Annotated in this window: 16 protein-coding genes and 1 rRNA gene; 8 read left to right on the top strand and 9 right to left on the bottom strand. The window is 72.3% G+C overall.

Annotated elements, in window-relative coordinates:
* Positions 1–30: 30 nt before the first annotated feature.
* Both ABTW95_RS12605 and ABTW95_RS12600 read right to left on the bottom strand, forming a co-directional pair.
* A complete protein-coding gene (locus ABTW95_RS12605; protein WP_396450887.1) occupies positions 31–543 on the bottom strand; it encodes a DUF1707 and DUF4870 domain-containing protein in 513 nt (170 codons plus the stop codon).
* 35 nt (positions 544–578) lie between these two features.
* Positions 579–1,427 carry a polysaccharide deacetylase family protein gene (locus ABTW95_RS12600; protein ID WP_396450889.1) on the bottom strand — a complete coding sequence of 283 codons (849 nt, stop codon included), beginning with the start codon at positions 1,425–1,427 and terminating at the stop codon, positions 579–581.
* A 150-nt stretch (positions 1,428–1,577) separates the two neighbouring features.
* On the opposite strand from ABTW95_RS12600, the gene ABTW95_RS12595 reads away from it, so the two are divergent.
* Entirely contained in the window at positions 1,578–1,949 is a 372-nt protein-coding gene (locus ABTW95_RS12595; RefSeq protein WP_396450891.1) for a hypothetical protein, read from the top strand.
* A gap of 11 nt (positions 1,950–1,960) precedes the next feature.
* Here ABTW95_RS12595 and ABTW95_RS12590 read toward each other — a convergent pair whose 3' ends face one another.
* Positions 1,961–2,938 carry a DUF4192 domain-containing protein gene (locus tag ABTW95_RS12590; RefSeq protein ID WP_396450893.1) on the bottom strand — a complete coding sequence of 326 codons (978 nt, stop codon included), beginning with the start codon at positions 2,936–2,938 and terminating at the stop codon, positions 1,961–1,963.
* Between the two features lie 212 nt (positions 2,939–3,150).
* Here ABTW95_RS12590 and ABTW95_RS12585 point away from each other — a divergent pair, with 212 nt between their 5' ends.
* The gene (locus ABTW95_RS12585) at positions 3,151–5,202 is read left to right on the top strand and encodes an ATP-dependent DNA helicase (protein ID WP_396450895.1); all 2,052 of its coding nucleotides are present in this window, start codon (positions 3,151–3,153) and stop codon (positions 5,200–5,202) included.
* Between the two features lie 31 nt (positions 5,203–5,233).
* Here the strand turns inward: ABTW95_RS12585 and ABTW95_RS12580 are convergent, their stop codons facing one another.
* From ABTW95_RS12580 to ABTW95_RS12570, 3 genes are all read right to left on the bottom strand, one after another.
* Positions 5,234–6,445, bottom strand: a complete 1,212-nt coding sequence (locus ABTW95_RS12580) for a pyridoxal phosphate-dependent aminotransferase (RefSeq protein ID WP_396450897.1) — start codon at positions 6,443–6,445, stop codon at positions 5,234–5,236.
* A 116-nt stretch (positions 6,446–6,561) separates the two neighbouring features.
* On the bottom strand, positions 6,562–9,072 hold the full coding sequence (locus ABTW95_RS12575) for an ABC transporter permease (RefSeq protein ID WP_500226312.1): 2,511 nt from the start codon (positions 9,070–9,072) through the stop codon (positions 6,562–6,564).
* Positions 9,069–9,884, bottom strand: coding sequence for an ABC transporter ATP-binding protein (locus tag ABTW95_RS12570; protein WP_500226311.1), 816 nt, complete (start codon positions 9,882–9,884; stop codon positions 9,069–9,071). The genes ABTW95_RS12575 and ABTW95_RS12570 overlap by 4 nt, the downstream gene beginning before the upstream one ends.
* A gap of 203 nt (positions 9,885–10,087) precedes the next feature.
* Here ABTW95_RS12570 and ABTW95_RS12565 point away from each other — a divergent pair, with 203 nt between their 5' ends.
* The 4 genes from ABTW95_RS12565 to ABTW95_RS12550 all read left to right on the top strand — a co-directional run bounded on the left by ABTW95_RS12565 (position 10,088) and on the right by ABTW95_RS12550 (position 14,424).
* Positions 10,088–10,786 carry a TetR/AcrR family transcriptional regulator gene (locus tag ABTW95_RS12565; protein WP_500226310.1) on the top strand — a complete coding sequence of 233 codons (699 nt, stop codon included), beginning with the start codon at positions 10,088–10,090 and terminating at the stop codon, positions 10,784–10,786.
* 91 nt (positions 10,787–10,877) lie between these two features.
* Complete coding sequence (locus ABTW95_RS12560; protein WP_396450905.1) at positions 10,878–11,879, top strand: AurF N-oxygenase family protein; 1,002 nt, start codon at positions 10,878–10,880, stop codon at positions 11,877–11,879.
* A gap of 2 nt (positions 11,880–11,881) precedes the next feature.
* Entirely contained in the window at positions 11,882–13,477 is a 1,596-nt protein-coding gene (locus ABTW95_RS12555; RefSeq protein ID WP_500226309.1) for a flavin-containing monooxygenase, read from the top strand.
* 128 nt (positions 13,478–13,605) lie between these two features.
* Positions 13,606–14,424 (top strand): SDR family NAD(P)-dependent oxidoreductase, encoded by an 819-nt coding sequence (locus ABTW95_RS12550; RefSeq protein WP_500226308.1) that lies wholly within the window; start codon positions 13,606–13,608, stop codon positions 14,422–14,424.
* Between the two features lie 36 nt (positions 14,425–14,460).
* Here the strand turns inward: ABTW95_RS12550 and ABTW95_RS12545 are convergent, their stop codons facing one another.
* Entirely contained in the window at positions 14,461–15,687 is a 1,227-nt protein-coding gene (locus ABTW95_RS12545; protein WP_500226307.1) for a PP2C family protein-serine/threonine phosphatase, read from the bottom strand.
* A 115-nt stretch (positions 15,688–15,802) separates the two neighbouring features.
* Between ABTW95_RS12545 and ABTW95_RS12540 the strand changes: the two genes are divergently transcribed.
* The gene (locus ABTW95_RS12540; protein ID WP_500226306.1) at positions 15,803–16,300 is read left to right on the top strand and encodes a 2-thiouracil desulfurase family protein; all 498 of its coding nucleotides are present in this window, start codon (positions 15,803–15,805) and stop codon (positions 16,298–16,300) included.
* Positions 16,301–16,458: 158 nt separating this feature from the next.
* Complete coding sequence (locus tag ABTW95_RS12535; RefSeq protein ID WP_500226305.1) at positions 16,459–16,743, top strand: hypothetical protein; 285 nt, start codon at positions 16,459–16,461, stop codon at positions 16,741–16,743.
* Between the two features lie 548 nt (positions 16,744–17,291).
* Here ABTW95_RS12535 and ABTW95_RS12530 read toward each other — a convergent pair.
* Together ABTW95_RS12530 and rrf are read right to left on the bottom strand one after the other, a co-directional pair.
* Positions 17,292–17,498 (bottom strand): DUF397 domain-containing protein, encoded by a 207-nt coding sequence (locus ABTW95_RS12530; RefSeq protein WP_500226304.1) that lies wholly within the window; start codon positions 17,496–17,498, stop codon positions 17,292–17,294.
* Positions 17,499–18,036: 538 nt separating this feature from the next.
* Positions 18,037–18,124 (bottom strand): 5S ribosomal RNA (gene rrf / locus ABTW95_RS12525); the annotation flags it as partial.

The raw sequence follows: 18,124 nt of genomic DNA, 5'->3' as shown, positions 1-18,124 counted from the left end.
TCGCGCCCGCGCCGCGCGGAGCGGGCGGCCTCACCTCACCAGGCGCAGGATCCACGGGTAGCGGAACGTCTGGCCGGTCAGCGCGAACACCGCCGCGATCGCCGACAGGATCCACGCGACCGCGTACACGACGCCGCCGATCCCGAACGTGACGATCGTGAGCAGGAGCAGCGTCACCTGGAAGTTCACCGCCTCGGCCGCGTGCCGCCGGACGTACTCGGACCGCTTGCCGCTCACCAGCATCAGCACGAGCGGCCCGACGAACAGCGTCGGCACCGCGACCGCGTGCGCCGCGGCGGCGAGCATCCGGTCCTCGCCGGTCTCGGAGGCGACGGGGGCGGGGGCGAACCGCTCCCGGCGCACCGGCTCCAGGTCGCGGATGACGCCGCCCAGGTCGTTGCGCGTCTTGGCGGTGATGGCCAGTTGCACGCGCATGTCGAACTCGTCCTCGTCGAGCCGCCCCTCGGCGTACGCGTCCTGCAGCCGCTGGATGACCGGTTCGCGCTCGGCGTCCGAAACCCTGAGATCCCCGCTCGTGTTCATACGTCCATGCTGACCCCGGGCACGCCCGCCGGGCATCAGGGAAGACCCTGAGCCGCCCCTGACTCGTCCCGGTGGACCATCGGCCGCCCGGTCTGCCCGTACTCCTTCCCGGGGACGAGCTTCCCGCCGTACAGCTCAGACACCGTCACGAACGCGTACCCCTCGGCCGCCAGCCGGTCGATGATCTTCGGGACGGCCTTCACCGACGTGGGGTGGATGTCGTGCATGAGCACGACGTAGCCGGGCTTGACGGCCTTCAGCACCCGCTTCTCCACGTACCGGGTGTCGCGGTGCTCCCAGTCGAGCGGGTCGACCGTCCACAGCACCTGCGCGAGGCCCATCTCCCGCGTGATCCTCGTCAGCCGCTTCGACACCGACCCGTACGGCGGCCGCAGCAGCACCGGCGTGACGCCGGACGCCCGCCGGATGGCGTCCTGCGTCCGCGTCAGCTGGTCGAGGACCTTCTTCTCGGACGCGTTGCCGAGGTCGGCGTGCGTGTAGCTGTGGTCGCCGAGCTCGTGCCCGGCCTCGTGCTCGCGCCGCACGAGCTCCGGATGCTTCACGACGTTCTCCCCCACGAGGAAGAACGTCGCCCGGACGTTCCTGGCGGCGAGGACGTCCAGCAGCTCCGCCGTGCTCTCCGCCGGCCCGTCGTCGAACGTCAGCGCCACGCACTTCACCCGCGAGCAGTCCGGCGGCGGCTTCGGCGCGGGCGGCTTCGGCGGAGGCGCGTGCTCGGGTTTCGGTTCGGGTTTCGCCGCCGGCCGCGGCGCGGCGGCGAAGCCGACCTTGCCGGAGGCCGGCGCCAGCGTGCTCAATCCCCCGCAGACCGCGGCCGCGAGCACCGCGACCGCCACCCGCCGGACGAGGTCGAGCCCGCCCATCGACACCCCCGCTGCCGTTCCCCCAAGGCCGACCAGTCTAGGGCTCGGCCCCCCGCACGCCCGGGATTCCGCCGCTGTGTCGGGAACCCGCGGACCCGGGATGTCGTTATCGTCGTACACCCGCATCCGCACAAGACGACGGGGTAGGCGATGAGGTTCCGGGACCGGTTCGGGATCCGCAGGCACCGCGGATCCACGGTGACCAAGCTCGACCGCGAGGCGACCGACACCGACATCGAGGCGCTGATCGCCTTCGCCCAGTCCCGCCGCGGCGTCGAGTTCTTCGTCGAGCCGGAGACGTTCGCCACCGACACCACCGCCGTCGCCGTCGCCCACGACGGCGAATGGACCCGCCGCCGCGTGGGCTCCCCGAAGGTCATCGGCAAGGTGGCCCGCGACCTCGGGCTCCCCGTCTACGACGTGCAGGCCGTCGGCTACCCGCCGCGCATGCGCGACTGGAACGCCCGCAACCCCGGCCGCCGGCTCGACCCCGGCACCCCGGGCGAAGCCGTCGCCCCCTGACCCGCCCCGCCTCAGCCGGCCTTGCGGGACCGGTCATAGGCGGCGGCCAGGTCTTCGGAGGTCATGCGGAGGCGGAGCTGTGAGGGCGGGATGCCGGCGTTGATCACCTCGCGGAGGATGACGGCCATGGAGTAGGCGGGGTCGGCGTCCAGGGCGCGTTCGAGCGCCACGTTCGCCAGGCCGCCGTCGCCCGCGGAGTAGGCGGCGAAAGCGAGCAGGGACGCGGGGGCCGGGGCGTAGGCGGGTTCGACGCGGCGGACGATGTCGCGCCAGAAGGCCATGTCGGCCGCCGGGGCATCCTCGTCGATGCGTATCCAGGCTTCGTCGCGGAGGCGCAGGTCGGTCAGCAGGAGGCCCAGGCGGGCGACCTCGTCGTCGGTGGGGGCGATGCCGGTGCGGGCGTCGGCGAGCAGGGAGAGGGTGAAGGCCAGGTCTTCCCCGGTGGCGCCGCGCCGGGTGCGGCGGCGTCTCTCGGCTCGTGCGGTGGCCTCGCGCATGGCGGTGCGCGCGGGACCTTCGAGGGGCTGGACGGAGCGGACGAGTTCGGCCCGGTCGGCGAGGACGGCGTGCCCGGCGTAGGTCGCCTGCGCGGCGAGGACGCTCGTGGAGATGTCGTACGGGACGCCTTCGGCCGGGCAGCAGTCGCCGTCGCAGGTGAGCGACCACCAGCGGCCGTCGGCGACGCGGATCGCCTCGGCGGCGGGCACGCCGGCGGCGGCGAGGGCCGCGCGGACGGGCCCGGCGGACTCCTCGACCTCGGCGGCGGGGCCGTACCCGAGGAGGAGGGACCGGGCGAACCCGTTGCCGGCGAGGAGGGCGGCGACCCGGTCGGCGGCGCCGGCGGCCGGTAAGTCGAGCCGGACGGCGCACATGCCGCGCTGCCGCCCCGCGAAGCCGATCACGACGAGGCTGCGCGCGGGGTGGAAGCCGAGCAGGTAGGGGACGGCGGCGATGGCGTCCTGGGCGGTGCGGATCACGAGAGGTGCCATGGCGTCGACGCTCGCAGCCGGCACCGGCGCCCGGCAGGAGATCCGGGACCTGTGGACAACCGGGGTCCGGGGCCGCGGGTCCGGGGCGTTTCGTCCGGAGCCGGGCGCGGGCGGCCGGCGGACCGGGCCGCGGGTGTCGGGCGGGGACGGTAGCGTTGGGCGACGTGCCCGCCCCTGATCTGCTCACCGGCAGCGATACCCAGATTCCGGACATGGCGACCTTGCTCGCCGCGGCCGTCGCGTCCATCGGGGGCGCCGAGCGCCCCGGTCAGGTGGAGATGGCGCGGGCGGTGGAGAAGGCCATCGAGTCCGGGGAGCACCTCGCCGCGCAGGCGGGGACGGGGACGGGCAAGTCCCTCGCGTACCTGGTGCCCGCGATCCGGCACGCGGTGGAGAAGCAGACGACGGTGGTGGTGTCCACCGCGACGATCGCGTTGCAGCGCCAGCTCGTCGACCGCGACCTGCCCCGGCTGGCCGAGGCGCTCGGCCCCATGCTCGGGACGGAGCTGAAGTTCGCGATCCTGAAGGGCCGCCGTAACTACCTGTGCCTGCACCGGGTGCAGACCGGGGTGCCCGAGGAGGAGGACGGCCCGAGCCTCTTCGACCCGCAGCAGCTGTCCTCGCTCGGGCGGCAGGTCAAGCGGCTCAACGAGTGGGCGGAGGAGACCCGTACCGGGGATCGGGACGAGCTGGTGCCCGGCGTGAGCGAGCAGGCGTGGCGGCAGGTGGCCGTCACCGCCAAGGAGTGCCTGGGCGCGCAGCGGTGCCCGCAGGGCACGGAGTGCTTCGCCGAGCTCGCCAGGGCGGAGGCCGGTGAGGCGCACATCGTGGTCACCAACCATGCGCTGCTGGCCATCGACGCCTTGGAGGAGTTCCAGGTTCTCCCCGAGCACGATGTCGTCGTCGTAGACGAGGCCCATGAGCTGGTCGACCGGGTGACGTCGGTCGCCACCGGCGATCTGAGCGCGGCGGGGGTCGAGACCGCCGCGCGGCGCTGCGGCCGGCTGATCGAGGAGGCCGTCGCCGACCGGTTGAAGGAGGCCGCCGAGGGGCTCGGCGTCCTTCTTGAGGAGCTGCCGCAAGGACGCATGGACGTCCTCCCGTCCGCGCTGGGCAACACCCTCGCCGTCGTCCGCGACGCCGCGCACGCCTGCATGACGGCGCTCGGGCCGGACAAGAAGGACACCGACCCCGGCGACATGTCCGCGCGCAAGGCCGCGCGGTCGTCGCTGGAGGAGCTGCACGACACCGCCGTCCGGGTGCTGGAGGCGTTCCAGCCCGAGATGGCGCAGCGCTTCGACGTGGTGTGGCTGGAGAAGCCGTTCGCGCAGGACGGCCGCCCGAGGCGCCCGCCGGCGCTGCACGTGGCACCGATCGGTGTCGGCGGCCTGCTGCGCACGACGCTGTTCGAGCGGCGCACCGCGATCCTGACGTCGGCGACGCTGACGCTGGGCGGGTCGTTCGAGCCGCTCGCGCGGCAGTGGGGCCTGCCCCCGCTGGACGAGCAGGGGCCGGGGGACGCCAAGACCGCCGCCGAGGGGCTCGCGCGGACCGCGACGGAGAAGGGCGAGGAGACGGAGGTCGTGTGGTCCGGGCTGGACGTCGGCTCGCCGTTCGACCACCCCAAGGCGGGCATCCTGTACGTCGCGCGGCACCTGCCGCAGCCCGGGCGGGACGGCCTCGCCGACGCCTACCTCACCGAGATCACCGAGCTGATCGAGGCGGCGGGCGGGCGCACCCTGGGCCTGTTCTCCTCGATGCGGGCCGCCCGGCAGGCCGCCGACGAGCTGAAGGACCACCTGTCCCATCCGCTGCTGTGCCAGGGCGAGGACTCCACGTCCCTGCTGGTCCGGCAGTTCGCCGAGGACGACCGGACCTGCCTGTTCGGCACGCTGTCGCTGTGGCAGGGCGTGGACGTGCCCGGCCCGTCGCTGCAGCTCGTCATCATGGACCGCATCCCGTTCCCGCGCCCGGACGACCCGGTGTCGTCGGCACGGTCCCGGGCGGTCGCGGCGCGTGGCGGCAACGGCTTCATGGCGGTCGCCGCCACGCACGCGGCGCTGCTGCTCGCCCAGGGCGCGGGGCGCCTGCTGCGCTCGATGGACGACCGCGGCGTCGTCGCCGTCCTCGACCCGCGGCTCGCGACGGCCCGCTACGGCGGCTTCCTCAAGAACTCGCTGCCGCCGTTCTGGGCCACGACCGACCCGGACGTGGTGCGCGGCGCCCTGCGCCGCCTCGACGCCGCGGCGTCCGGCTCGTCCTGAACCGCGGCGGCCCGCGCCGGCGCGGGGCCCGTCAGCGGCGGTAGGTCCGCAGGAACTCGCCGATGCGGCCGACGGCGTCCTCCAGGTCGTCGGCGTACTGGAGGGTGACGATCCGGAGGTGGTCGGTGGCCGGCCAGTTGAACCCGGTGCCCTGGACGACGAGGAGCTTCTGCTGTTCGAGCAGGTCGAGGGCGAAGCGCATGTCGTCCTCGATCGGGTACATCTCCGGGTCGAGGCGCGGGAAGACGTAGAGCGCGCCCTGCGGTTTGACGCAGCTGACGCCCGGCAGGTCGTTCAGCAGCTTCCACGCGCGGTCGCGCTGCTCGCCGAGCCGGCCGGTCGGCAGGACGAGGTCGTCGATGCTCTGGTAGCCGAAGAGCGCGGCCTGGATGGCGTGCTGGCCGGGGACGTTCGGGCACAGCCGCATGTTGGCGAGGATGTCGAGGCCCTCGATGTAGGACTCGGCGTGCTCCTTCGGCCCGGACAGCACGACCCAGCCCGACCGGAACCCGGCGACCCGGTAGTTCTTCGACAGCCCGCCGAAGGTCAGGCACAGCAGGTCGGGGGCCAGGGACGCGATCGGCACGTGCTCGGCGTCGTCGTAGAGGATCCGGTCGTAGATCTCGTCGGCGAAGATGAGCAGGTTCCGGCGGCGGGCGACCTCGACGATGCGGGTGAGCACGTCGCGCGAGTAGACGGCGCCGGTCGGGTTGTTCGGGTTGATGATGACGATGGCGCGGGTCCGGTCGCCGATCTTGGCCTCGATGTCGTCCAGGCTCGGCTGCCAGCCGTCGTCCTCGTCGCACAGGTAGTGGACGGGCGTCCCGCCGCAGAGGGAGACCGCCGCCGTCCACAGCGGGTAGTCGGGCGCGGGGATGAGGACCTCGTCGCCGTCGTTGAGCAGCGCCTGCAGGGTCATGACGATGAGCTCGGACACGCCGTTGCCGAGGTAGACGTCCTCGACGTCGATGCCGGCGACGCCGCTGTCCTCGAAGCGCTGCACGATCGCGCGGCGCGCGGGGAGGATGCCCTTGGAGTCGCTGTAGCCGTGCGCCTCCGGCAGGTTGCGGATCATGTCCTGGAGGAGCTCGGGCGGGGCCTCGAACCCGAAGGGTGCGGGGTTGCCGATGTGCAGCTTGAGGATCCTGTTCCCCTCGGCCTCCAGCTGCTTGGCGCGCTTCAGCACCGGACCCCGGATGTCGTAACAGACGTTGGTCAGTTTGCCCGACTGGTTGACCTGCATGGACTCACCATAACCGCGGGCCGCCCCGGGACACGCGGCCGCCCCGCCGCGCTGGTGGCCGGGGCCGGACGCCCCGTTCTCCCGGCCGCGGGGCCGGGAGAACGGGCGCGGGGGCGTCACGGCGCGGAGATCGCGGACAGGATCGCCAGCCGGGAGGCGCGCCGCGCCGGGCGGATCGCGGCGAGCGCCCCGGCGACCGCGCCGACCGCCGCGATGACCGCGATGGTGGCCGCGGACGGCGCGAACGGGTTGCCGAGGGCGGTCCCGAGGCCCCAGCCGAGGAACACGCCGAGCCCGAGCCCGCCGCCGGTGCCGAACAGCGCGACGATGACCGACTCCCACCGCACCATCGACCTGATCTGCGGGCGGGTCGCGCCGACGGCGCGCAGGAGCCCGAGTTCGCGGGTCCGCTCGTGGACGGCGAGGGACAGCGTGTTGGCGATGCCGAGCAGCGCGACCACGATGGCGAGGATCAGCATCCCGTACACGACCGTGATGAAGCCGGACATCTCCTCGGTCTGCGCGGCGACGAACTCGTCCCGCGACTGCACCTCGGGCGCCCCGTACGGCTTGGCGAGCGCGGTCAGCGCCTGCCGGGCGGACGCGACCGACGCGCCCGGGGCGAGTTCCACGAAGGCGCGGGTGTCCAGGGGCTGCCTGGTGTGCGCGTCCCATACGGTGCGCGGGACGAGGTAGTCGCCGGTGATGTCGGTGTTCTCGTACACGGCCCCCACGGTGAGCTTCTGCGAGGCGCCGTCGGCGAACGTGACGCCGACCGGGGTGCCCACGCGCCAGCCGTGGTCGTCCGCGGCCTTCGCGGACACGGCGAACGTGCCGGCTCCGGTGAGGCCGCCGTCCCTGACGTCCAGGTCGAGGACGCGGCGCAGGCCGGACGGGTCGGCGACGCTGACGGTGGACGGGGAGCCGTCCACGCGCATGCTTCCCGTCCCGATGCCCGCGACGTCGCTCACCTGCGGCAGTTTCGCCGCCTCCCGGGCGAGGTCCGTGCTGAACCCGCCCGTCTCGTTGTTGCCGGCGTTCACCACGATCGGGCCCTTGAACGACCCGGCGACGCCGTCCTCCAGGGACGCGCGCAGCGACCCGATGAACACCGTCATCAGCGTGACCACGCCGACGCCGATCATCAGCGCGGTCGCGGCGCCTGCGGTGCGGGCCGGGCTGCGGGCCGCGTTGTCGCGGGCGAGCGTCCCGGGCACGCCGCGCAGCCGCGCCGCGGGCCCGCCGAGCAGCGCCGCGACCGGGCGGGCGGCGACCGGGCCGAGCGCGACCATCGCGACGACGGTGACCAGCGCGCCGGCGGCCGCCATCGCCATCTGCTCGGTGACCGCGCCGAACACCGTCGTCCCCACGGCGACCGCCGCGAACACGCCGCCGACGATGATCCGGGTCTCCGACGGGCGCGCCGCCTCGGCCGCGACCTCGCGCAGCGCGGCCAGCGGCGGCACCCGCGACGCCTTCAGCGCGGGGCCGAGCGCCGCGACGAGGGTGACCACCAGCCCGACCGGCACCGCGATGAGGACCGAGGAGGCCGCGACGGTGAGGCCCTCCATCGCGATCCCGATCCGGAACTGCGTGAACAGCTGCCGGAGCAGGGCCGCGAAGCCGAGCCCGCCGGCGAGCCCGGCGGCGGTGGCGGCGCCGCCGACCACGAGGGCCTCGAAGCCGACGATCGCGACGACCTGGCGGCGTCCGGCGCCGAGGGCGCGCAGCAGCGCCGACTCGCGGGTCCGCTGCGCCATCGTGATGGCGAAGGTGTTGTGGATCGAGAACGCGGCGACGAGGAGCGCCACCCCGCCGAACGCGGCGAGGACGATCCGGAACACCCGCAGGAAGCCGCTCTCGACGAGGCTCATGCTCTCCTCGACCTGCGCCTTGTTGGTGACGGCCTCGACCCCGGCGGGCAGCACCGGCTCGATGCGGGACGCCAGTTCGGCCTGGCCGACCCCGTCGTCCGCGCGGACCGCGACGCTGCTGATGCGGTCGGTCCCCTTCGCGACGTGCTCGCGGGCCCCCTCCAGGGAGAACGCCGTGAACGACGTCTCGCCGAAGGCGTCCTCGTCGCCGAACTTGCTGATCCCGACGACGGTCACCGGGACCTTCTGCGGCGTGAGCACCGCCGTCCGGTCGCCGACCTTGAGGTCGCCCTCGTCGGCGAACATCTTGTTGATGACGACCTCGTCCGGCGCGCGCGGCGCCCGCCCCGACACGAGGTGGTAGGGGTTGAGCTCGGGGTCGGTCACCCAGTTGCCGGCGAGGCGCGGCCCGCGCGACTGGATCGTGGTGCCGTCCTTGGCGAGCAGCTGCCCCGACCCTTGGATGCCCGGTTCGGCGTTGGCGACGCCGTCGACCCTGCGGACGTCGTCCAGGACGGACGCGTCGATCTGCCCGCGCGCGCCCCACGGCGCGTCGCTCACCTTGGTCGCGTTCCGGACGGTCACGTCGGTGTTGCCGTACGCCTTGGAGAAGTAGCCGTCGATGCTCGCCGCGAGCGTGTCGCCGAGGACGAGCGTCCCGGTCAGGAACGTCACGCCCAGGAAGACCGCCACCAGGGAGCCGGCCATCCGGCGTTTGCGTCCCCACAGTTCCTTGAACACGAGCCCGATCATCGGTGGTCCCCCAGTCCGCGCATGCGGTCCAGCACCCGGGCGGGCGTGGGCGCGTCCATGACGTCGACGATCCGGCCGTCGGCGAGGAACACGACCGCGTCGGCGTGCCCGGCGGCGACCGGGTCGTGGGTGACCATCGCGACGGTCTGGCCGAGGTCGTCGACCGCGTCGCGGAGCAGCGCGAGGACCTCGGCGCCGGTGCGGGAGTCGAGGTTGCCGGTCGGCTCGTCCGCGAACACGATCTGCGGGCGGGTGACCAGGGCGCGCGCCAGCGCGACCCGCTGCTGCTGCCCGCCCGACATCTCGGACGGCCGGTGCGACAGCCGGTCCCCCAGCTTGAGGACGCGGACGATCGTGTCGAACCACTCCCCGTCCGGCTTCGAGCCCGCCAGCGTCAGCGGCAGCACGATGTTGTCCCGCGCGGTCAGGGTCGGGATCAGGTTGAACGCCTGGAACACGAAGCCGATGCGCTCGCGCCGGAGCCTGGTGAGCCGCCGGTCCGACAGCGCCCCGAGCTCCTGGTCGCCGACGTAGACCTTGCCGGACGTGGCGTCCTCCAGCCCGGCCACGCAGTGCATGAGCGTGGACTTGCCGGCGCCGGACGGGCCCATGATCGCGGTGAAGCGGCCGGCCGGGAACTCCACGGTGACGTCGTCGAGCGCGCGCACCGCCATGTCACCGGACCCGTACACCTTGCCGAGGCGGACGGTCCGCGCCCCGCCGGCGGCTCCCTGCCGGGAGGCGGCCCCGCGGCCCGCTTCGCTCGTTCCGGTCTCGTTGATCGATCGTCTTGCTTCTGCTGCGTTTCCCATGCCCCGGATCGTGGCCGGGCGCCACGGCCTCCGTCGTCGGGCGAGGAGAGGCACCCGCACTGCTCCCCCGGACGCAGCCGCCGCGTCCCGGCTACGTCCGCCGCGGTACTCGCCGAGATCAACAAGACTCGATGTCCAATTGTGACCGGGACAACATACATGCAGGCTTGCTTGCTTGTTTGTCGGCTCGTACCGTCCCAGTCATGGCAGTAAGCAGCCGCCGACGCCGCCGCCACGGCTCCTCCGGGCGCCGCACGCAGCAGGAACGCCGCTCGCGGACGCAGGCGAGGCTCCTGGAGGCGACCATGGAGTGCCTCGTCGACCTCGGCTGGTCCGGGACGTCCACCACGGAGGTGGCCCGCCGCGCCGGCGTGTCGCGCGGGGCGCAGCAGCACCACTACCCGACGAAGATGGTGCTGGTCGCCGCCGCGCTGGAGCACCTGCTGGAGGCGCAGCGCCTGGCGTACGAGACGGCGTTCGCGGTGCTGCCGCCCGAGCGGCGCAACGTCTCCGGCGCCCTCGACCTGCTGTGGGAGGTGTTCCGCGGCCCCCCGGCGAAGGCGCTGATGGAGCTGGCCGTGGCGGCCCGCACCGACGACGAGCTGCGGCCGCTGTGCATCGACCTGAACGAGCGGATCCTCCAGGTCATCCTGGAGACGTTCGAGCGGCTGTTCCCGGAGAACGAGCTGGCCCCCGATTTCGTCCCGACGATGCTGCGCGCCCTGTTCGCGATGTTCGTCGGGCTGTCCATACAGAACGGCCTGGACGGCGACGCGGAGGGCCACCAGGCCGCCGTGCTGCGCCAGGTGAAGGACGTCGCGCAGCTGATCGTCCCGCAGCCGGGCACGCCGACCGGCGGGCCGATGCCCGACACGCCCGCCGGAGCGTCGTCCGAGCACTGACCCCGCCCCGACCCCGACCCCACCTCCGGTAACACCCCGCCGGCCCGTCCTCCCGGCGAGCCGGCCGCAGCACCCCGAGGGAGCGCCTCACATGCCGAAAGCCCCCACCGACCTCGCCGGCGAGCTCCGCGTGCAGGTCAAGGACAAGAAGTCGTACCTCGGCGTCATCGACCGCCTGAACAAGGCGTCGGTGGAGAAGCACTGGGAGGCCTACGCCGACATCCCGTGGGACGACCCCGAGTTCACCGTCGACAAGAACGATCCGCGCTGGGTGCTCCCGCCGTTCGACCGGCTCGGCGAGACCGCGTGGTACCGGTCGCAGCCGCCGGAGATCCAGGCGCAGATCGGGCTGTGGCGGGTCGCGACCGCGATGAAGATCGGCCTGCAGTTCGAGAACCTGCTGAAGCGCGGGCTGCTCAACTACGCCTACCGGCTGCCGAACGGGCGGCCCGAGTTCCGGTACGTCTACCACGAGACGACCGAGGAATGTCACCACGGGATGATGTTCCAGGAGTTCGTGAACCGGACGGGGATGCCGATCCGCGGCATGCCGCGGTCGCTCAGCTTCATCGCGCAGGCCGCGCCGTGGATCCCGCTGGTCAGCACCGAGATGTTCTTCGTGTTCGTGCTCGGCGGCGAGGACCCGATCGACTACGTCCAGCGCAAGTCCCTCAAGGGCGGGCACATCAAGCACCCCCTCGAAGAGACGATCATGAAGATCCACATCGCGGAGGAGGCCCGGCACATCTCGTTCGCCCGGCACTACCTCAAGCACCGGGTGCCCAACATGAACCCGCTGCGCCGCCGCATCCTCGGCGTCGCGACGCCGGTCGTGCTCGGCGTGATGGCGCGGATCATGCTGTCCCCGCCCGGGCCGATGGTGCGGCACTTCAACATCCCGAAGGACGTCGTCCGCGCCGCGTACAAGAACCCGGCGTCGCAGGCGGAGATCTCCAACTCCGTCGGCAAGATCCGCGACCTGATGGCCGAGCTGGGCGTGATCACCCCGGTCAACAAGCGGGTCTGGAAGGCGTTCGGCATCTGGGACGAGCCCGGCACGCGCCGGCCGCTCGAGTCTCCCGAGGCCGCGTGAGCATGGCCGGGATCCAGGCGGGCCCCGCCGTGGTGACGCCCGCGGCGGGGCCGGGCGGCGCCTACAAGGCCGTCATCATCGGGACGGGCTTCTCCGGCCTCGCCATGGCGATCGGGCTGAAGAAGGCCGGCGTGCACGACTTCGTCATCCTGGAGAAGGCGGACGAGGTCGGCGGGACGTGGCGGGAGAACACCTACCCGGGCTGCGCCTGCGACATCATGTCGCTGCTGTACTCCTACTCGTTCGAGCCCAAGGCCGACTGGTCGCGGATGTTCCCGGAGCAGGGCGAGATCCTGCAGTACATCAAGGACGTCGTCGGCAAGTACGAGCTGGCGCAGCACATCCGGTTCAACGCCGAGGCGACCGGGGCGGAGTACGACGACGCGACCGACACCTGGCGGGTGACCGTCAACGGCGACGAGGTCGTGCGGGGGCGGGCGCTGGTCGCCGGGATGGGGCCGCTGCACCACCCGAGCATCCCCGACCTGCCGGGGCTCGCCTCGTTCCGGGGGAAGACGTTCCACTCCGCCGAGTGGGACCACTCCTACGACCTGACCGGCAAGCGGGTGGCGGTGATCGGGACGGGCGCGTCCGCGATCCAGTTCGTCCCGCAGATCGCGAAGCGCGTCAGGCATCTGACGGTGTTCCAGCGGACGCCGCCGTGGATCCTGCCGAAACCCGACCGGCGGATCACCGGGCTGGAGCGGGCGCTGTTCCGCCGGGTCCCGCTCGTGCAGCGCGGCTACCGCAACGGCATCTACCTCGTGCAGGAGAGCTTCGTCCTCGGGTTCAAGAACCCGCGGCTGCTCAAGGCGGCCAGTTCGCTCGCGCGGTGGCATCTCGCCCGGCAGGTGCCGGACGAGGACCTGCGCCGCAAGCTGACGCCCGACTACACGATGGGCTGCAAGCGGACGCTGGTGTCGAGCGACTACTACCCGGCGCTGATGCGGCCCAACGTCGAGCTGACGACGGAGGGCATCGCCGAGGTCCGCGAGCACTCGGTCGTCACGCGGGACGGGCGCGAGCACGAGGCCGATGCGATCATCTTCGGCACCGGCTTCCACGTCACGGACGCCTTCGACGGCGCGCACATCGTCGGCCGGCACGGCCTGAAGATCCAGGACGCCTGGAAGGACGGCATCGAGGCCCACCTCGGCGTCACGGTGGCGGGCTTCCCCAACATGTTCCTGCTGCTCGGCCCGAACTCCGGGCTCGGCCACAACTCGATGATCTTCATCATCGAGGCGCAGGTCCGGTACGTCCTGCAGTGCCTGGCGATGCTGGACGCGGCGGGCGGCGCGCGGATCTCGGTGAAGCCGTCCGTCCAGGACCGGTTCAACCGGTGGGTGCAGCGCAGGTCCGAGGGCGCCGTCTGGGTCGCCGGCGGCTGCGACAGCTGGTACCTCGACCGGGCCGGCGTGAACCGGGCGGCGTGGCCCGCGTCCACGCTGAACTTCTGGCTGCGCACCCGCAGGCTGAACCCCGGCGACTTCCAGATCGAGCCGCGGGACACCGGATCGCCGGACGCCGAGCCGCTTGGCGCCGGGCCGCTTGACACCGAGCCGCGGAACTCCCGGCGCGGTTTCGTCGGCGCGTGACTATCGGCGGGCAGGACGCCCGCCCTAGAATCGCGCACAATTGAACATTCAATCTAATTAGCCACCGCGGGCCGGGGTCCGACTCCCCACCGACCCGGGCCCGCGGTTTCAACCGAGCGGAGCGCGCAATGAGCATCGCGATCGTGACCGGAGGCGCATCCGGCATCGGCCGTGCGATCGCCACGTCCCTGGTGGCGCGCGGCGACACCGTCGTCGTCGCCGACATCAACGCCGAGGGCGCCGCGAAGGTCGCGGACAGGCTGAACACCCTCGGCAAGGGCAAGGCGTCCTCCGCCGCCCTCGACGTCACCGACGCCGGTGCCGTCGCCGACCTCTACCAGGGCGTGAAGGCCGACCACGGGCGGCTCGACCTGGTGTTCAACAACGCCGGCATCGCGATCGGCGGGCTGGCCGAGGAGCTCACCCTCGACCACTGGAACCGCGCCATCGACATCAACCTCAAGGGCGTGGTGCACGGCGTCCACGCCGCCTACCCGATCATGCTGGAGCAGCGCGGCGGCCACATCGTGAACACCGCGTCGCTGGCCGGGCTCGTCCCGATGCCGATCGGCATCCCCTACACCGCCACCAAGCACGCCGTCGTCGGCCTGTCACTCGGCCTGCGCGCGGAGGCCGCCGGGCGCGGCGTCAAGGTCAGCGTCGTCTGCCCGTCCTTCGTCGACACGCCGCTGCTGCACAACGTCAATCCGGACCTGCCCGAGACGGCGCTGAGCGGCGACGCGACCGGCGACATCGCCAAGGCGTCCCCGCGCCTCTACACGGCCGAGAAGCTGGCGCGCGACATCATGCGCGGCGTCGCGAAGAACCAGGCGCTCATCGTCGCGCCCGCGCACGGCCGGCTCGCGTGGCGCGGCGTCCGCCTCAACCCGGGCGCGGCCGTCCGCGTCGCCCAGATCGCGGTGGACCGGATCCGCTCCGGCAAGTGACCCCGCTCGGGCGGGCGGCGGCCGGACGGGCGGCGGTCAGGCGGGGGCGCGCCGGAGGATGAGCAGCGCGACGTCGTCCTCGGCCTGCTCGCGGCCGATCAGCGCCGCCATCACCGCGGCGCCGACCTGCTCGGGCGGGCCCGCGGACACCGCGGCGCACAGCCGGTCGATGCCGGTGTTCAGCGAGGCTCCCCGCCGCTCCACCAGGCCGTCGGTGTAGAAGCACAGCAGGCCGCCGGGCGGGAGCTCGACGGTCATCGTCCGGCGGGGCACGCCGGCGCCGATGCCGATGAGGACGTCCGGCTTGGCGTCGACGGTACGCGCGGGCTCGCCGGGCACGGCGATCACCGGCGGGAGGTGGCCCGCCGACGACAGCCGGACGCGCTCGAACCCCGGATCGCACACCCCGTACACCACGGTCGCGGTTGCGTCCGGTTCGAAGTGCTGCATCTTCCGGTCGAGCTTGCGCAGGACCTCGGCGGGATCGTCGCTGTCGAGCGCGTAGGCCCGCAGCGTGCTGCGCATCCGGCCCATGACCACGGCGGCGCCGATGCCGTGCCCGGCGACGTCCCCCATGACGATGCCGATCTCGCCGGAAGGCAGCGGGAACATGTCATACCAGTCGCCGCCGACGTCGGCCTTGCCGGGGCGGTATCGGGCGGACATCTCGGCGCCCGGGAAGTCGGGAGGCGCGGCCGGCACGAGGCTGTGCTGCAGTTCCATCGCCCCGGAGCGTTCGTCCCGGATCTGCAGCGACTGCACGGCCAGGGCGGCGCGCGAGGCGGCGAGCTGGAGGAACTCGGTGTCGTCCGTGGTGAACCGGCGAGGGGCGAGCGTCCCGACGTGCAGGACGCCGAGCATCCTGCCGCCGCTGATGAGCGGCACGCCGAGCAGGGACCGGAGCCCCCGCTCCATCAGCAGGGGATTGTAGAGGCCGGCGACGGACACGTCCGGGACGTAGACGGGCCGCAGCTCCGTCGCGACGCGGCCGGCGAACCCGTACCCCAGGGGGACGTGGGCCGCCTGTCTGACCTCCTCCTCGATGCCCTTCGCGGCCGCCGCCACGAGGATGCGCCGCTGCCGGTCGAGGAGCAGCACGACGGCGGTGTCCACGCCGAGGATCTCGCGGACGCGCTCGAGCAGCGTGTCAAGGAACTCGTCCATGCGCATGTGGGCGAAAGCCTCGTCGGTGATCGCCCGGATGTTCTCGAGCATGCGGGACGCTCCGGTGCCGGCGTCCGCCGAGTTCTCCAAAATTGCCACCTACGTGTGGATATCTAGTTGGTCTACAGGTTTACCCCGGGCGGACGGACCGATCCAAACAGTGACGCAGCTCACATGGGCGCCCTGGCGGGGAGACCGGCATAGGCTGGACGCCGTGGAACGCATCCTGGTCAGCTCCTGCCTGGCAGGGCGGCCCGTCCGCTACGACGGCGCAGCCAAGCCAGTGGGAGGCGACCTCTTCGAACGCTGGCGCAGGGAAGGGCGCCTCGTCCCATTCTGCCCCGAAATATCGGGTGGATTGACCGTTCCGCGCCAGCCCGCCGAGATCGTCGGCGGCGACGGCGGCGACGTCCTGGACGGCACGGCCCGCGTCCTGACCGGTACCGGCCGGGACGTCACCGGCGAGTTCCTCCAGGGTGCCCGGCTCGCGCTGGACGCGGCCCGGCGGTCCGGTGCGCGCACGGCCCTGCTCAAGGAGGGCAGCCCGTCCTGCGGCAGCCACCGCGTCTACGACGGCACCTTCACCGGGACCTCGTCACCGGGCACCGGCGTGACGACCGCTCTCCTCCAGCGCTCCGGCATCACGGTCTTCAGCGAGGACGACCTGGGCGCCGTCCAGGCCCACCTGGCCACGCTGGAACAGCGAACCTGAAACGCGCGCGAGAGAAGACCCTGCGCAGCAGCGAAGCCGCACGCACACCCCCGGTTCGGGAACCTCGTAGGGAACACCGGCTTTCGCCAGCGCCGCTGCAGCAAGACTGCGACTCGGCAGGGACGGCGGCCGGACAGGGAGCACCACGCTCCGGCCGCATGACGCCTGTCCAACCGACCGAGGCCACCGGGGGCGGGCCGCATCTGCTCGCGCAGGACGGGTTGCGGGGCGTCGCGATCCCCGGCGTCCTGCTGCTCCACACCCGGCGGCTTCCTCGGGATCGGCCTGCTCTTCGCGCCGTCCGGCACCTCATCACCGATCTGCTGCTGCGGGAGGTCGAGGCGACCGGCGCCGTGTCGGTCGCGGCCTTCTGGGGCCGCCGGATCCGGCGGCTGCCGCCCGCGCCGGCGGCCATGCTCGCCGGCGTCACGGTCGCCGTCTGAGCGGTGCGGCCGCCGGAGATGGTGCGGACGACGGTCGCGGACGGTCCGTAGAAGCAACTGAACCTGGCCAACTGGCACCTGCTCGCCGAGTCGGCCGGATACTGAGACCGAGGGCGCGACACTGCTTTCCGTCACGGCCCCGCCGGTCAATCCAGACGACTTCCACAAGCCGTACATGGCTGACCTCCAACGCGCCCCCGCCGTCGCCCGCACGGTCGCGCAAGGCTCGCCTTCGGCGAGGCCGAATTCCTCGTTCCTCGACGCGATCGCGGTGTGTGGGGCGGCACCTACGAGCGCGTCAGGGACGGCATGGTCGACCGCAGCTCCGCCGGCGTCCACATCTGCCCGCAGGACGCCGCTGCCCGCTTCACCCATTGGCTGCACACCGAACTGGCGAAGCTGTTCCCCGGCTTCACCTTCCGGGCGCACAGGACTGGGCCGACACCGGCTGGTCCACTGACAAGCGCTTCAAGGGCTGCTGAACGGACCCCGCACCCGCCGACTCGCCCGCCGGCGCCGGCGGGCGAGTGCGGTGACAGGGCTCCCGGTCAGCTCAAATCGTGCTCTCCCGCCTTCACGGCAGTGATGAACGTCCTCCAATGATCCAATCCGAGGATGAGCACGAGCTCTGCCGATGCCTTGCTGTCCCTGATTCCGATGCCGGACCGCAGACCGGCGACCTCGACGCAGTTGCTGGATCCATTGCTTCGGGAACTCTTGCGCCACACGGCACTGACGCAAACCTGACGGTTCATCCAGGTCCTCCCTGTGGGGTCCGCCCCCTCCCCTTACCCCCATCATGCCCCTCATTGCCGAGGTCGGATTCCGGACGCTCCAAACTGCGACCGCCGTTGCCCCCGTGCATCGCCTCACTCGCACATGCCGCCACCCAAATGTCACCGGCAGCGACATATGCGGTCGGCCCCAGAGAGTGGTATGTGCAGCCGGAGTCGCACCGTTCTTGCGTTCTCCACGTGATCACGACCGCGCAAGCGACGCCGGCGCGCGCGGAGCCGGGGGCCGCAGAAGGACGGACGAGATGCATGGGCTTGTAACGCTGACTCTGCCGTGGGGATGTGGCACGCCGCCAGGATGCGGGTCGTCGCCGCCTGGGGACTGGACGAGCGTTCCGAAGCCTGCTACGAGAAACGCGCCCCCTCACCGAACGCATACGGAAATTGGGCTCCCGACCGCGAGCCTTCACCGCCGGCTCGGCAAATGCGGGCCGCATGTTCGCGCATGAGAAATGAGAAAGGGCCCCGCCGATCGGCGAGGCCCTTCCCCGTAATATGAGTCCGGCGGCGTCCTACTCTCCCACACAGTCTCCCATGCAGTACCATCGGCGCTGAAGGGCTTAACTTCCGGGTTCGGAATGGGACCG

This window comes from Spirillospora sp. NPDC127506, assembly GCF_040302145.1.
GTDB lineage: Bacteria > Actinomycetota > Actinomycetes > Streptosporangiales > Streptosporangiaceae > Spirillospora.
This window is presented reverse-complemented; position numbering and strand designations above follow the sequence as displayed.